At 69.5% G+C, this 14,455-nt stretch carries 13 protein-coding genes; 6 read left to right on the top strand and 7 right to left on the bottom strand.

The window, feature by feature from the left end; translation table 11 throughout:
• Positions 1-2 precede the first annotated feature (2 nt).
• The 4 genes from ABN028_RS01280 to ABN028_RS01265 form a co-directional block, all read right to left on the bottom strand.
• Positions 3-1,262: an RNA polymerase sigma factor gene (locus tag ABN028_RS01280; RefSeq protein ID WP_349695287.1), complete on the bottom strand. Its 1,260-nt coding sequence runs from the start codon at positions 1,260-1,262 to the stop codon at positions 3-5.
• Between the two features lie 11 nt (positions 1,263-1,273).
• The gene (locus ABN028_RS01275) at positions 1,274-1,636 is read right to left on the bottom strand and encodes a YciI family protein (RefSeq protein WP_349328998.1); all 363 of its coding nucleotides are present in this window, start codon (positions 1,634-1,636) and stop codon (positions 1,274-1,276) included.
• 125 nt (positions 1,637-1,761) lie between these two features.
• The gene (locus ABN028_RS01270) at positions 1,762-2,259 is read right to left on the bottom strand and encodes a cupin domain-containing protein (RefSeq protein ID WP_349695286.1); all 498 of its coding nucleotides are present in this window, start codon (positions 2,257-2,259) and stop codon (positions 1,762-1,764) included.
• 3 nt (positions 2,260-2,262) lie between these two features.
• Positions 2,263-2,736 (bottom strand): hypothetical protein, encoded by a 474-nt coding sequence (locus tag ABN028_RS01265; RefSeq protein WP_349695285.1) that lies wholly within the window; start codon positions 2,734-2,736, stop codon positions 2,263-2,265.
• A gap of 430 nt (positions 2,737-3,166) precedes the next feature.
• Between ABN028_RS01265 and ABN028_RS01260 the strand changes: the two genes are divergently transcribed.
• The gene (locus ABN028_RS01260; RefSeq protein ID WP_349695464.1) at positions 3,167-3,970 is read left to right on the top strand and encodes a GAF and ANTAR domain-containing protein; all 804 of its coding nucleotides are present in this window, start codon (positions 3,167-3,169) and stop codon (positions 3,968-3,970) included.
• Positions 3,967-4,716: a GAF and ANTAR domain-containing protein gene (locus ABN028_RS01255; RefSeq protein ID WP_349695284.1), complete on the top strand. Its 750-nt coding sequence runs from the start codon at positions 3,967-3,969 to the stop codon at positions 4,714-4,716. The genes ABN028_RS01260 and ABN028_RS01255 overlap by 4 nt, the downstream gene beginning before the upstream one ends.
• Here the strand turns inward: ABN028_RS01255 and ABN028_RS01250 are convergent.
• Complete coding sequence (locus ABN028_RS01250) at positions 4,683-5,678, bottom strand: AraC family transcriptional regulator (RefSeq protein WP_349695283.1); 996 nt, start codon at positions 5,676-5,678, stop codon at positions 4,683-4,685. The two genes, ABN028_RS01255 and ABN028_RS01250, sit on opposite strands and share 34 nt — an antisense overlap.
• Positions 5,679-5,791: 113 nt before the next feature.
• Here ABN028_RS01250 and ABN028_RS01245 point away from each other — a divergent pair, with 113 nt between their 5' ends.
• Entirely contained in the window at positions 5,792-6,373 is a 582-nt protein-coding gene (locus ABN028_RS01245) for an NADPH-dependent FMN reductase (RefSeq protein WP_349329003.1), read from the top strand.
• 2 nt (positions 6,374-6,375) lie between these two features.
• Here ABN028_RS01245 and ABN028_RS01240 read toward each other — a convergent pair whose 3' ends face one another.
• On the bottom strand, positions 6,376-7,035 hold the full coding sequence (locus ABN028_RS01240; RefSeq protein ID WP_349695282.1) for a hypothetical protein: 660 nt from the start codon (positions 7,033-7,035) through the stop codon (positions 6,376-6,378).
• A 105-nt stretch (positions 7,036-7,140) separates the two neighbouring features.
• Between ABN028_RS01240 and ABN028_RS01235 the strand changes: the two genes are divergently transcribed.
• Together ABN028_RS01235 and ABN028_RS01230 are read left to right on the top strand one after the other, a co-directional pair.
• On the top strand, positions 7,141-9,657 hold the full coding sequence (locus ABN028_RS01235) for a DEAD/DEAH box helicase (RefSeq protein WP_349695281.1): 2,517 nt from the start codon (positions 7,141-7,143) through the stop codon (positions 9,655-9,657).
• A 77-nt stretch (positions 9,658-9,734) separates the two neighbouring features.
• On the top strand, positions 9,735-11,414 hold the full coding sequence (locus ABN028_RS01230) for an MFS transporter (RefSeq protein WP_349329006.1): 1,680 nt from the start codon (positions 9,735-9,737) through the stop codon (positions 11,412-11,414).
• 72 nt (positions 11,415-11,486) lie between these two features.
• On the opposite strand, the gene uidA is transcribed toward ABN028_RS01230, so the two are convergent.
• Positions 11,487-13,304: a beta-glucuronidase gene (uidA, locus tag ABN028_RS01225; RefSeq protein WP_349695280.1), complete on the bottom strand. Its 1,818-nt coding sequence runs from the start codon at positions 13,302-13,304 to the stop codon at positions 11,487-11,489.
• Positions 13,305-13,528: 224 nt separating this feature from the next.
• Between uidA and ABN028_RS01220 the strand changes: the two genes are divergently transcribed.
• On the top strand, positions 13,529-14,392 hold the full coding sequence (locus ABN028_RS01220) for a VOC family protein (RefSeq protein WP_349695279.1): 864 nt from the start codon (positions 13,529-13,531) through the stop codon (positions 14,390-14,392).
• The last annotated feature ends 63 nt before the right edge of the window (positions 14,393-14,455 follow it).

The following is a 14,455-nucleotide window of genomic DNA, read 5'->3' as shown; positions in this document are numbered from 1 at the left end:
GCTCACGATAGAGCGGTTTTACCCGCCCGGGCGGCGCGGGCTGTGAGGTAGCGGCGTTCGGGAAGGCTCGTCGTACGACGGGCGGCAGTCGCGTAGTGCTCACTGGCGGCTTCGTGGTCGCCGGCCATCTCCAGCAGGTGCGCCCGCGCCGCGGAGAGCCGGTGATGCGTCGCGGTCCGCTCGTCGTCGTCCAGAGGTGCCAGGAGGTCGAGCCCGGCGCGCGGTCCGTGGACCATCGCGACCGCGACGGCGTGGCTCATGGTCACCACCGGGTTGGTCCCGCAGATGCGGGCGAGCAGGTCGTACAGCGCGACGATCTGGCGCCAGTCGGTGTCCTCGGCGCGCGCGGCCTCGTCGTGGACTGCGGCGATGGCGGCCTGGAGCTGGTAGGGACCGAGGGCGGTGCGCGACATCGCGTCGGTGACGAGCGCGGTCCCCTCTGCGATGGCCTCGCGGTCCCACTGGCTGCGGTCCTGTTCGGCGAGCGGGACCAGCTCGCCGTCGGAACCGGTGCGAGCGGGGCGCCGCGCGTCGGTGAGCAGCATGAGGGCGAGCAGTCCGGCGACCTCGCCGTCGGCGGGCAGGAGCCGACGCACCATGCGGGTGAGCCGGATCGCCTCGCCGGACAACTCGACGCGACAGGCGTCCGGGCCGGACGTCGCGGAGTAGCCCTCGTTGAAAATCAGATACAGCACGTGCAGCACCGCGCCGAGCCGCGCAGCGCGTTCGTGGGGCGGGGGCAGGCTGAACGGAACGCCGGAGGCCCTGATGGTCCGCTTCGCCCGGCTGATCCGCTTGCCCATCGTCTGGTCGGGGACGAGGAACGCCCGCGCGATCTCCTCCGTGGTGAGGCCGCCGACGGCCCTCAGCGTGAGCGCGATCTGCGACGCGGGCGAGAGGGAGGGATGGCAGCACAGGAAGAGCAGGATCAGGGTGTCGTCGGCGTCGGCCGCCAGCCGCATGTCGGCGGCCGGGGCGACGTAGGCCTCCAGCGGGACCCGCAGCCCCTCGGCGTCCTCCCGGCGCCGGCGCGCCTGGTCGCTGCGGAGCTGGTCGGTCAGCCGGCGCGCGGCGACCTGGATCAGCCACGCGCGCGGGCTGTCCGGCCGACCCTCGGCTGGCCACTGGACGGCCGCGGCGAGCAGCGCCTCCTGGACCGCGTCCTCGGCGATGTCGAAGTGCCCGTAGCGCCGGACGACCGCGCCGAGGACCTGCGGCGCGAGGTCGCGCAGCAGGTCCTCGAGGCTGGTGTCGTACGCCATCGGGACTTCGGTCAGGCCTCGAAGCCGTCGGGTGCCATCAACGGGCGCAGCTCCACGGTGTCCCCGATGGCGTCCACGATCCGGGCGGCGATCTCGAGGGCCCGGTCGTGGCTCTCCACGTCGACGATGCCGAAGCTGACCAGGACCTCCTTCACCTCTGCGTACGGTCCGTCGGTGGCGACCGGTCCGCTGTCCTGCTTCCGGACGGTCACGGTGTGGGACGGGTCGCCCAGGCCCTCGGTGGCGACGAACTCGCCGGACTCGCTGAGCTCCTTGCCCAACTGCGCGTAGAAGTCGCAGGCCTTCTGGACCTCTTCCGGCGTCGCGTTGGCCCAGCCCTCGGGGTTGGTGTAGGCCAGCATGATGTACTTCATGTCCTCGCTCCTCACGTTTGCGAACCCTCTCGGGCCCTTCTCGCCGGAGACGTCGGAGCGGGCGATCCGGCTTGGACATCCGGCCCCAGAAATTCTGCCGTACGACGCTGACGTACGGACCGGGCTCAGGACTCCTCGAGCCAGTAGTTGTCGTGGCGTAGGTAGAACTCGGCGCGTTCCTCGTCTGTGAGCGTCCGGCCCCGGGCGAGCTCCGCGAGGGTCTCGAAGTACTCCTCCCGGGGGGCACCCGGGGTGAAGAGCAGCAGCATCGACGCGGGCTCGCCGGCGACGTTCCGGAAGGCGTGGATGCCACCCGGAGGGACGTAGAGGAAGTCGCCCGCGGTCGCCTCGACCCACTGCTCTCCGTTGTAGAGCCGGACGGCTCCGTCGAGGATGTAGAACGACTCGGAGATCGTCTTGTGGAAGTGCGGTCCGGGTCCGCTTTCGTTCGGGCCGAAGTTCCAGCGGTAGAGCCCGAAGTCCCCGCCGGTCGACGCCCCGGTGGTGAGGTAGTCGACGGAGCCACCCGAGGTGTACGACAGCTCGGGTTCGTGGTCACGTGGCCGGAAGGTCGCGCTGACCTCTCCGGTCTCACCGGTGTAGCGAATCGGTGGGTAGGACATAGCTCAGTGAAGATACGCCACGTCGTCGACCTGGAACCGTGCTCCCCACGGCGCGTCGGTGCCGAGAGCGCGGAAGCCGATCTCGATCGCGGTGATCCGGCCACGGTGCGGCCAGTCGGCCACGTCGACGGTGAGGGCGTTCCACTGGTCCGGCTTGAACGAATCGAGCGTGCTGGTCAGCCGCTCCTCTCCGCTGACGAGGGTGAGCGTGGCTTCGTAGCCGGTCGCGCCGGGTGCACCGCCGTAGGCGTCGACCCAGGCGACGACACCGGTTGCCGCCGACAGATCCAGTGGGGTGGCGGGTGCGACGACGACGGTCTTCGCGGCCGACGCCGGCCCGGGCGTCGTGGTCGCCTCCAGTGCCCAGTCCCCGCCGTGCGGTGAGCCGGGTCCGTTGGCGAAGCTCTCCACCGTCGCCACGGAGTCGACGTTCTGCCCCGGGGCCCACCCGGCGGGGCCGTCCTCGAAGTCATACATGGGCGTCGGCACCGGCGGTGGGACCGTGACGACCACCCGGAGGGTCGCCCCGCCATAGCCGACGCAGATCGCTGGATGGTGCCACCACGGACACTGCGCCCCGACCGGCCATGTCCACTAGTATTCTGGATCGTTTCAATGAAATGCCGGCATGGTCCGGACCCGAACGGCTGTCAATATTCTCGGGGATGAGTGGACATGGCCAACAATGGCCGCAGGGACACGGCAGTCGTCGCGGGACACCTATGCAGACCATCCCGCGGGAATGCGTCGGCTCACTTCATCTCGGACAGGTGTACGAATACTAGGGCGTGACCTGGGGTTTTCCCCTCACTCCCGTTGACTTTTGGCCCTCACCTCAGCGAGCGTGGAAGCGATCAGCGTCGGGGGTACCCGTCCCCCCGCGAACGTCAGGCGAGGGCTGGTGAGCATGTTCGGGGAGCTCGAACACCCCACATACGAAGGACTCGACGAGTCGGCGACCGCCGAAGACGCCCAGGACTCCGACCAATTCCTTGACCGGGTTGCCCATCACTGCACCGACCTGTTCAGTGTGTCGGCGGCGGGCGTGATGCTGGTCGGCCCGGGCGGCGACCTCCACGCCGCGGCGACGGCTGCCCCTGCCGTGCCGGAGTTGGGCGATCTCTTCGCCGCGCATCCCGAGGAGAGCCCCTGCGCGGACAGTTGTCACCTGCTGGAGCCCGTCATCGAGACGGACCTGGCAAGGGCTGACCGGCGATGGCCGGAGTTCGCGACAGATGCCCGGAAAGCTGGGGTCCGTGGCGTTCTGGCATTTCCGCTTCATGACCGCGAGACAAGCATCGGCGCACTCGGCCTGCTCGCGACCAAAGACGACCGTCTCGATGTGCATCATGTCCGCCTGGTGGGTGCGATCGCCGACATCGCCGTCGTCGGGCTCCTGCAGCGCTACACGGCTGCGCACGGCCTGCACGGTGGCGTGACCCAGCTGCAGTCCGCCCTGGACGCACGCGTCGTCATCGAACAGGCAAAGGGAATGCTGGCACAACGGGGCGGCATCGACGTCGCGCAGGCGTTCCAGGCATTGTTCCGTTTCGCCCGCAAGCACCGGACTGGTCTGGTCGAGGTCGCCGAGTCGGTGGTCGACGGAACCGTCGACTCGTCGAGGATTCTCGACGCCCTGTCGACCGCCGGCGTGCGCCAACGGCGCGCCCCCACACCGCGGGCGGAGTGGCGAGGAATGGACCACTCGTGAACGCTGAACCTCGAGCGGGATCCGCCGTTGCTACTACCCGCTACGCACGGCTCTACCGGTTGCTTGCCGACTGTGCCGACCGGACGGACGGACCGGAGTCCGGCGACCACGTGTGTGACGCCTGCGCCGAGGTGGCGGGTGCCGACGGCGCCGCCCTGTCGTTGATCAGCGCCCATCGCTGGTCAGCGCTGTTGGGAACATCCGGCGAGCTTGCCAAGACGCTCGCCGACCTGCAGTTCACGTTGGGCCAGGGCCCCAAGATCCATGCCCTGCAGACCGGCCACGCGGTCATCGTCGAGGACGTGGCGAGCGAGGCGTCGGCGCACGACTGGCCGGTCTTCGCTCCGGCGGCCGCCGACCTGGGGATCCGCGCCCTCGCCGCACTCCCGCTGTCGTCGGACGGGAACCGGGTCGGTGTCCTCCAGCTGTACCGCACCACCCCACGGTTGGTGGACCCGGACGAGTTGCACGACGCCGCGATGTGCGCGGAACTCGCACTGGTGTCGATCCTCGGTCACGCCGGCGGACCGGAGGACGTGGGGAGCAGTCTCGCGGCGGTACGACTGGGCGAGCGCGCCGAGGTCTACCAGGCCACCGGTATGGTCGCCGAGTTCCTCGGCATCAGCCTCGACGACGCGCTCGCACGGGTGAAGTTCCACGCCTTCAGCCACGAGCAGTCGATCGGCTACGTGGCCCATGAGATCGTCGCGGGTCAGTTCATGCTCGAGGCCGACCCCCCCGGCTGAGTGGCGGCGTCGCCGGCCGTGACCGGCTCGCCCGCGTGCTGGCGACGGTAGGCACCGGGCGCGGTGCGGAAAGCCCGCTTGAACGCGTTGGCGAACGCGAACTCCGAGGTGTAGCCCACCCGCTGTGCGGCCGAATGCAACGAGATGTCGGTGTCGCGAAGGAGTTTCGCCGCCGTCGTCATCCGCCACCAGGTGAGGTAGGCCAGCGGCGGCTGTCCGATCAGCGTGGTGAACCGGCGGGCGAACGCCGCCCTGGAGAGGCCGGCTTCGGCGCCGAGGCTCTCGACCGTCCACTGGCGTTCGGGGCTGCGGTGGATGCCGCACAGGGCCGCGCTGACCGCCGGATCCCTGAGCGCGGCGGCCCACCCGCCATCCGCCTCGTCGCAGGGCTGGTCCTCCGTCCACGCTCGCAGGATGTAGAGCAACAGCATGTCGAGCAGGGCGGGGACCACGGCGTCCGTTCCGTAGCGGGGGTTCTGCAGCTCACCGCCCAGCAGGTCGACGGCCGCGCGCAGCGACGGATGGTGCCCGAGCCGAGCCGGGAGATGGACGACGTCGGGCAACTCCCGCAGCAGCGGATGGATCCGCGACCGGTCGAGGCGGTACATCCCGCAGAGCATCACCGTCAGTGGCGCCGAGCCGTTCGGTCGGTCCGGGCCGACCGGGACCACGTGCCGCTCGGTCCGGCAGTGCTCGTCCGGGTGCGTCGGCACCGTCGGCGTGGTGGGACTGTCGGCCATCGCATGAGTGATCCCCTGCGGCATGAACACCACGTCGCCGACCCCGAGCGCGACCGGATCGCCATCTTCGGGGAGCAGCCAGGCCGAGCCCTGGAGGATCACGTGGAAACCCGCGCCGGGGACGGCTTGGTACGACCTACCCCACGGCGCCCGGCACTCGACGAGGAACGATCGCGGCTGCCCAGTCCGCATGGCGGTGATCACGTGACTGAGGACGTCCATGACCGCCAGCCTATCCGGCGTCCTTCCGCTGCCGCCGGCCGGAGACGCTGACGTATGGTCCGAAGACTTCTACGCATGGGGCGTCTTCTGCTCTGCTCGTACGGTCAGGACTCATGACCAGAGTGGGAATCATCATCGGAAGCACGCGCCCCGGCCGCAACGGTGACACGGTGGCCCGTTGGGTCCACGACCTCGCGACCAAGCACGGCGGCGCGGAGTACGAGATCGTCGACCTGGCCGACTACGGGCTGTCGCACCTGGACGAGTCGGTCCCGGCGGCGGTGGGAGAGTACGCCCATCCGCACACCAAGCGCTGGGCGGCCGCGGTCGGTGCGTGCGATGCGTACATCTTCGTCACGCCGGAGTACAACCACTCGATGCCGGGGGCACTGAAGACCGCCTTCGACTTCGTCTACGCCGAGTGGCATCACAAGGCGGCGGGGTTCGTCGGCTACGGCGCCGATGGCGGAATCCGTGCCATCGAACAGATCCGGCAGGTGATGGCACACCTCAAGGTGGCCGACGTGGGACCTCAGGTCTCGCTGTCGCTCTTCACCGACTTCGTGAATTTCACCGAGTTCCAGCCCGATCCGCGCCACGAGGCCTCGATGAAGACCATGCTGGACGAGGTGCTCAGCTGGGCTGGCGCGCTGCGCTCGGTACGTACGGGAAGTGCCGCACAGCCAGTCGCCTGACCTCAGTAGGCGCGGGTGAACGACGCCAGCGCGTCGTCGACCTGGCGCGCGCTGGGCTTGGTGAAGATCTTCGGCTCGTCGTCGGAGTCGTAGCTGAGCAGCATCGGGCAACTGGCGGTGGTGGCCGCGGGGATCACGGCGGTCCCGACCTTGGCGCCGGTGCGGGCCTCGTAGACGGTGATGTCGTAGGTCGCTTCGTACACCGGGACCGTCGCGGACGGCTCGGCGAAGCGGCAGGTACGCACCTGCCGGCCCTGCCCGGTCTGGTCGAGGCACGCGAGCAGCTGGACCTCCGCCGTCTCGCGCGGGTTGAGATAGCCGGGCAGCCGCTCCGCCGCATTCGGCGCAAGGAGCACCATCCCGGTGTAGTAGTCACCGCTCGCCGCGTGTTCCTCGATCAGGATCTGCACCGGATGAGGCGCCTCGCCGGTGTAGGCGGCGGCGCGGGGGAAGTACTCCCGCGGCCACGCACACCCGTCCTCGAACGCCCGCGACTCCAACGGACCTTCGTTCGCTCGGGGCCCCGCCGCCCAGCTCCACGTGCCGTAGCCGAGGGCGGCGACGACGAGGAGGACCAGGACGACGACGACCGCGCCGAGTGTCGTACCCGACTTGCCCGCACCCCGGCCGGGCGGTCGTCCTCCCAGGGTCACCTGGTCCATGGCCATCCCCTCGTAGGAAGTGTCGTGGATGATCCGGCTTTGCCGGATTCGTCACGCATAGGCAACGGGTGGAGCCGCGCATGGTTACGGCACGATGGAGTGGCCATGACTTCGACCATCGCGCTTCCCGACGCCCTTTCCGGCCTCGCCGAACCCGACGCCGACTCCCTCTTCGACGCGTTCGCCGGGTGGGCGGCGGGTCAGGGACTCAGCCTCTATCCGCACCAGGAGGAGGCGCTGATCGAGATCGTCTCGGGCGCCAACGTGATCCTGAGCACGCCCACCGGCTCGGGCAAGAGCCTGGTCGCGGCAGGCGCACACCTCGCGGCGTTGGCCACCGGGCGGCGGACGTTCTACACGGCACCGATCAAGGCGCTCGTCTCGGAGAAATTCTTCGCGTTGTGCGCGATGTTCGGGCCTGAGCGCGTCGGCATGATGACCGGCGACGCCGCCGTCAACGCCGAAGCGCCGATCATCTGCTGTACGGCCGAGATCCTCGCCAACCTCGCCCTGCGCGAAGGGCACCACGGCGACGTCGGTCAGGTGGTGATGGACGAGTTCCACTTCTACGCCGAACCCGATCGCGGCTGGGCCTGGCAGGTGCCGCTGCTCGAGTTGCCGCAGGCGCAGTTCGTCCTCATGTCGGCGACGCTCGGCGACGTCAGCCGCTTCGAGGCCGACCTCACCCGGCGAACCGGGCGGGCGACCGCCGTCGTGGCCGGGACCGAGCGGCCGGTGCCGTTGGTCTATTCGTACGTCACGACCCCGCTGCACGAGACGCTCCAGGAGCTGCTCACCACCCACCAGGCCCCGGTCTACGTCGTGCACTTCACCCAGGCGGCGGCCATGGACAGGGCGCAGGCGTTGACGAGCCTCAACGTCTGCACGCGGCAGGAGAAGGACCGGATCGCCGAGCTGATCGGCAACTTCCGCTTCGCCGCCGGCTTCGGGCGTACCCTCTCGCGGCTCGTCCGTCACGGCATCGGCGTCCACCACGCGGGGATGCTGCCGAAGTACCGCCGACTGGTCGAAACCCTTGCCCAGGCAGGGCTTCTGAAGGTCATCTGCGGGACGGACACGTTGGGCGTGGGCATCAACGTGCCCATTCGTACGGTCGTGTTCACGGGTCTGTCGAAGTACGACGGGACCAAGGTGCGGTTGCTCAAGGCGCGCGAGTTCCACCAGATCGCGGGGCGCGCCGGTCGGGCTGGTTACGACACGCTCGGGACCGTCGTCGTCCAGGCACCCGAGCACGTCGTGGAGAACGAGAAGGCGCTCGCCAAGGCCGGCGACGATCCGAAGAAGCGGCGACGCGTCGTACGCAAGAAGCCGCCGGAGGGCACGATCGGCTGGGGGAAGCCTACCTACGAACGGCTGGTCGCGGCCGCACCGGAGCCGCTCACGTCCAGCTTCGTGGTGAGCCACTCCATGCTGCTCAACGTGATCGCGCGGCCCGGGGACGCGTTCGACGCGATGCGGCACCTGCTCACCGACAACCACGAGGAGCCGTCGGCGCGGCGCCGGCACATCAGCCGGGCCATCGCGATCTACCGCGCGCTGCTGGCCGGAGGCGTGGTCGAACGCCTGGATCAGCGCGACGCCGAGGGGCGGGCGGTGCGGCTGACGGTCGACCTGCCGCTGGACTTCGCGCTCAACCAGCCGTTGTCGCCGTTCGCGCTCGCGGCGATCGAGCTGCTCGACACGGAGTCTCCTTCGTACGCCCTCGACGTGCTGTCGGTGCTCGAGTCGACGCTTGACGATCCGCGGCAGGTCCTTTCCGCGCAACGGTCCAAGGCGCGCGGCGAGGCGGTGGCGCAGATGAAGGCCGACGGTCTCGACTACGACGAACGGATGGAGCTGCTCGAGGACGTCACCTACCCGCAGCCGCTCGCAGACGTGCTCGAAGCGGCGTACGAGATGTACCGGAGCGGCCATCCCTGGGTGGCCGACCACGAGCTGTCGCCGAAGTCCGTGGCGCGCGACATGTACGAGCAGGCGATGACGTTCACGGAGTACATCAGCTACTACAGCCTCGCGCGGTCCGAGGGCCTGGTGCTGCGCTACCTCGCCGATGCGTACAAGGCGCTGCGGCAGACCGTGCCGGAGGACGCCCGGACCGAGGAGCTTCTGGACCTCACCGAGTGGTTGGGCGAGCTGGTACGCCAGATCGACTCCAGCCTGCTCGACGAATGGGAACGGTTGCAGAACCCCACCGACGACCCGGCGGCCGAGGTCGCCGCGCGGCCGGAGACGCTGACCGGCAACACGCGGGCGTTCCGGGTCCTGGTGCGCAACGCGTTGTTCCGCCGGGTCGAGCTGGCGGCTCTGCGCCGTTACGACGCCCTCGGCGAACTCGATGCCGACGCCGGGTGGAACGCCGACGCGTGGGCGTCGGCGATGGAGGCGTACTTCGACGAGTACGACCGGCTCGGCACCGGCCCCGACGCGCGCGGGCCGGCTCTGCTGATGATCGACATGGGTGCCGACCGGTGGTTCTGCCGGCAGATCTTCGACGACCCGGACGCAGACCACGACTGGGGCATCAGCGCCGAGGTCGACCTCGCGGCGTCCGACGAGGCCGGCGAGGCGGTGGTGCGCGTCACCGCCGTCGGCCCGCTCTAGCCGGCCCCGGGGGAGCGATGAGTTTTGCTCGCGGCGCGGGTCCATAGGGACAGGCAACCCTGTGAGAGGAACTCCCGATGAGCGAGGCGACAGCCACCAAGGGCACCCATAACGGCGTGGCGACGACCGAACATCCCACGAGCGACATCCGCGGCGCGTCCCGGAAGGAGTGGATCGGGCTGGCGGTTCTCGCCCTGCCCACCCTCCTGCTGTCGATCGACGTCAGCGTCCTCTATCTCGCCCTGCCGCGGCTGAGCGCCGACCTGGGCGCCTCGACTACCCAGCAGCTGTGGATCCTCGACATCTACTCGTTCCTGCTGGCCGGGTTCCTGGTGACGATGGGCAACCTGGGCGACCGGGTGGGGCGGCGGAAGCTGCTGCTGATCGGCGCGGCGGCGTTCGGCGTGGCCTCGGTGGTCGCTGCGTACGCCACGACTCCTGAGATGCTGATCGCCGCCCGCGCACTTCTCGGGATCGCCGGGGCGACGCTCACGCCCTCGACCTTGGCGCTGATCCGGAACATGTTCCACGATCCGAAGCAGATGGGCGTGGCGATCGGCGTGTGGTTCAGCTGCTTCATGGGCGGCATGCTCGTCGGCCCGCTGGTCGGCGGCGCACTGCTGGCGCACTTCTGGTGGGGATCGGCGTTCCTGATCGGGGTCCCGTGCATGCTGGTGCTGCTGGTCGCCGGCCCGATCCTGCTCCCGGAGTACCGCGACCGCGCGGCCGGTCGCCTCGACCTCAGCAGCGTCGCGCTGTCCCTCGCCGCGATCCTGCCGGCGATTCACGGCCTGAAGACGCTGGCCCGGGACGGCTGGAACCCCGTTGCCGGCGCCGCGCTCATCGTGGGTCTCGCGTTCGGCGTTGCGTTCGTACGCCGGCAGCGCCGCCTCGCCGAGCCGCTGCTCGACCTGCGACTGTTCGGCAGCCGGTCGTTCAGCACCGCGATGGCGATCATGGTGTTCAGCGGCATCGTCATGGCGGGTGTCTCGCTGCAGACGGCGTTGTACCTGCAGGTGGTCGAGGAGTTCACGCCGCTGACGGCCGGCCTGTGGCAGATCCCGGGGAGCATCGCGATGGTCGCGGGCTTCATGGTGGCGCCGAAGCTCGCGGACAGGTTCAGGCCGACTTACGTCGTCGCGGCCGGACTGGCGGTCAGCGGCTTCGGGCTCCTGGTACTCACCCAGATCACAGGGGCCGGTGGGCTTGTTCTGGTGGTGACCGGACTCGTCCTCGCCTCTGCGGGAATCGCCCTGCCCATGGCCCTGACGATGAACCTCGTTCTGGCCTCGACCTCTCCGGAGAAGGCCGGCGCCGTGTCGTCTGTGTCGGAGACCAGCGGGGAGTTCGGGATCGCGCTGGGCGTGGCGTCGCTCGGTTCCCTCGGTGCCGTCGTCTTCCGCGGTGCGCTGGCCGACACCATGCCCGCCTCGGCGCCTGCCGAGGTGGCAACCACCGCACTGGAGGGCATCACCGCTGCGACGGCCGCTGCCCACCAGCTGGCGGGCGCCCCGGGGCAGGAACTGTTGGTCGCCGCCCAGACGGCGTTCACCGCCGGTCTCAACGTAGTCGGACTCGTCGGAGGCCTGGCCTTCCTCGGGCTCGCCGTCCTCACCATCGCCGTCCTGCGTACGGACCGGGCGAGCGACGGCACGGACCTTGCGAACGACGGCACGGACCGGGCGAGCGACGGAGCGGGCGACGAAGCGACCGCCGACGCGACCACGTGCGAGCCGTTGCCGGCAACGGCTCCATGAGGCCGGTGACGTGCAGTCCGCCGACCGCACAGTCGTGGCGCCGCAACAAAGCGGGTGTCCGTGCGTCCGCCGTCAAGGTCGCATTGCCTGCCAGCGGCGCCGGAGCGCGAAGGCTGCCGACTTCGGTCGACGGTCGCGGGTGAAGACGCCCTTCTTGTTGCCGTCGACCCGGATGATCCCCGACTTGGTGGCGAAGTCGGCGAAGTTCCATACCTGCTCGCCGACGACGGCCGGGATCCGGTCGAAGACCCGATGGTTCATCTCGAGGTACTCGACCTGGTACTCCTCGCTCCACGGTTGCGGCACCACCGCGTGCAGGCCGCTCAGCGTGTCGGCGCCGTACTCGGTGATGATGATCGGTTTGCCGTCACCCGCCCATGCTTCGAGCTCGGCCTGCCACGCCCGTTCGGCCGCTGCCAGGTCACCGGAGTGTACGTACCAGCCGTAGTAGCGGTTGAGCATGAGCACGTCGGCGTACTGGCTGACCAGACACTTCCCGTGCGGTGCCATCCCGACATTGGCGAAACTGACCGGCCTGCTGGGATCGATCTCACGGGTGAGCGCGAACAGCGGCTCGAAGTAGGCCCGGGCGACCTCGGTGTGCGACTCCGGTTCGTTCGCGATGCTCCACATGACCACGCACGGGTGGTTCCGGTCCCGGGCGATCAACTCGCGGATCGCCTGCGCGTGCACCTCGCGGGTCGCGTCGTTGATGGTATCGGCGGAGAACGTCTCGTAGCGCCGGCCTCCGAAGACTCCCCCACCGATCCCGGTGTTCAGGCCCACCGCCGCGGTCTCGTCGATGACAACGATTCCGCGCCGGTCGGCGAGGTCGAGAACCTCTTCGGCGTACGGATAATGCGACGTACGGAAGGAGTTGGCGCCGATCCAGTCCAGCAGCTCGACGTCATGGGCGAGGAGAACGTCGTCGTGCCCCTTGCCGCGAATGGCCGCGTCCTCGTGTTTGCCGAAGCCGGTGAAGTAGAACGGCTCGCCATTGATGAGGAACTCCGTGCCACGTACCTCCACCGTACGAATCCCGACGGGGAGCGTGTACGAGTCCACCACCTCGTCGCCGCGCTCGCTGTCGACGATCTCGGCAACCAGGTCGTAGAGATACCCGTCGCCCGGTGCCCATGGGCGGACGTCGGGCACGGTGAGTTGGCCGGCCGTTCCGAGGGCACGGGCGACCTCCGTGCCGGCGGCGTCGCGCAGGACCACGCGTACCCCGTGACGATCGGCGCGGGCCGACTCTCCCCCGGAGTGGTCGATGGCGACGTCGAGGTCGTAGTCGACCGTGCCGGTCGTGCCGTCGATTCCGGTCATGACCAGGAGATCGCTGAGGTGCGTGCGTGGGGTGGAGTACAGCCAGACCGAGCGGTGGAGTCCCGCGTAGTTGAAGAAGTCGTGGTAGTAGATCTGCCGCGGACCGTCCGGCGTGTCCTCGACGACGCCCGGCGGGATGGACTGCCATGTCAACTCGTTGTTGACAACGACCGTGATACGGATCTCCGCGCCCGCGGTGATCAGCTGGGTGATGTCCGCCTCGAACGGTGTGTAGCCACCCTCGTGCGCGGCGACCTGGGTGTCACCGACCCAGACAACCGCGCGATGAGTGGCCGAATCGAAGCGGAGCGCGACGCGCTGGCCGGCCCACCCACGCGGCACCCGCGCCGTGGTCTGGTACCACACGTCACCCACGTGGTCGCGGAGTGCGCGGTCGGTGGTGATGTCGTTGTAGCTCGCCGGCACCGGCATGTCGCGCGGTCCCTGGAGGGGTTGTCGCCACCAACCCTGGTCGCGGCCGACACCGTCCACATCGCGGACGAAATGCCACAGGCCATCGAGGCGCCTGCGGTCACGGGTGGGACCGTCCTGGGGACGCAGCATGCTCGGGTCTCCCATCGTCGGGGGCAGCGGTCCGTCCCGCGGCGGTGGAGAGGGCCGGACCTGTGCGAAGGATAGGACCCTTCCGCCCCCAGCATCGTCGGACAGGTCCGGTGACGCTGCAGGACTCAGGCCCTGACGAGCGTGCGGTGGGTGGCGCCGTTGTCCCCGGTCGGTCGTACGGTTCTTGTCCGTACGACCGAACCAAGCGAAGTGGAGCGCCTCCGATGCTCGAACGCACCGGCTTTCCGCCCGGGGTCCCCTGCTGGATCGACACGTCCCAGCCCGACCCGGAGGCGGCGGTGGCGTTCTATTCCGGCGTGTTCGGATGGGAGCTCGAGGACCAGGTGCCGGCGGACGCGCCCGGACGCTACTTCGCGGCCCGGCTGGGTGGCCGGGATGTCGCCGCGGTCGGATCCCAACCCGATGGGGCCGCCACGACACCGATGTGGAACACCTACGTCTGGGTCGACAGTGCCGACGACACCGCCGGCAGGGTGACCGCGGCCGGTGGGCAGGTCATCGGCGAGCCGTTCGACGTGAGTGACGCGGGGCGGATGGCGATGTGCCTCGATCCGGGCGGAGCGTCGTTCTGCCTGTGGCAGGCCGGCAGACACCAGGGAGCGCAGGTGGTCAATGCGCCCAACACGTGGAACTGGAGCGACCTCCATACCCACGACCTCGACGAGGCGGCGGCGTTCTACGGCCAGGTGTTCGGCTGGGAGGCCACCCCGGTCGACTTCGGCTTCGGCTTCGGCGAGACAGTCATGTGGCGCCGGCCCGGATATGCGGAGTTCCTCGAGACCTTCGACCCCGGCCTGCGACGACGCCACTCCGAGGGCGGAGCACCGGAGGGATTCTCCGACGCGATCGGCTGGCTGCTGCCGCTGTCGGGCGACGACGCCAGTGCGGCGCCACACTGGGCGGTCACCTTCGCCTCCGCCGACACCGACGCCACCGTCGAGGCGGCGGCCAAGCTGGGCGGCGAGATCGTGGTGCCGCCCTCGGACGCCGGAGTCACTCGGATCGCCACGCTCCGGGACCCGCAGGGCGCGGTGTTCACCGTGAGTACGTACACCCCGGCGACGTAGGTCCCGGCCGCTACGACACACTCGCCCGCTGGGTCGCGGAGGCGACCGAGCCACGGGTGGTGA

This window comes from Actinopolymorpha sp. B17G11 (assembly GCF_040196095.1).
Lineage (GTDB): Bacteria > Actinomycetota > Actinomycetes > Propionibacteriales > Actinopolymorphaceae > Thermasporomyces.
This window is presented reverse-complemented; position numbering and strand designations above follow the sequence as displayed.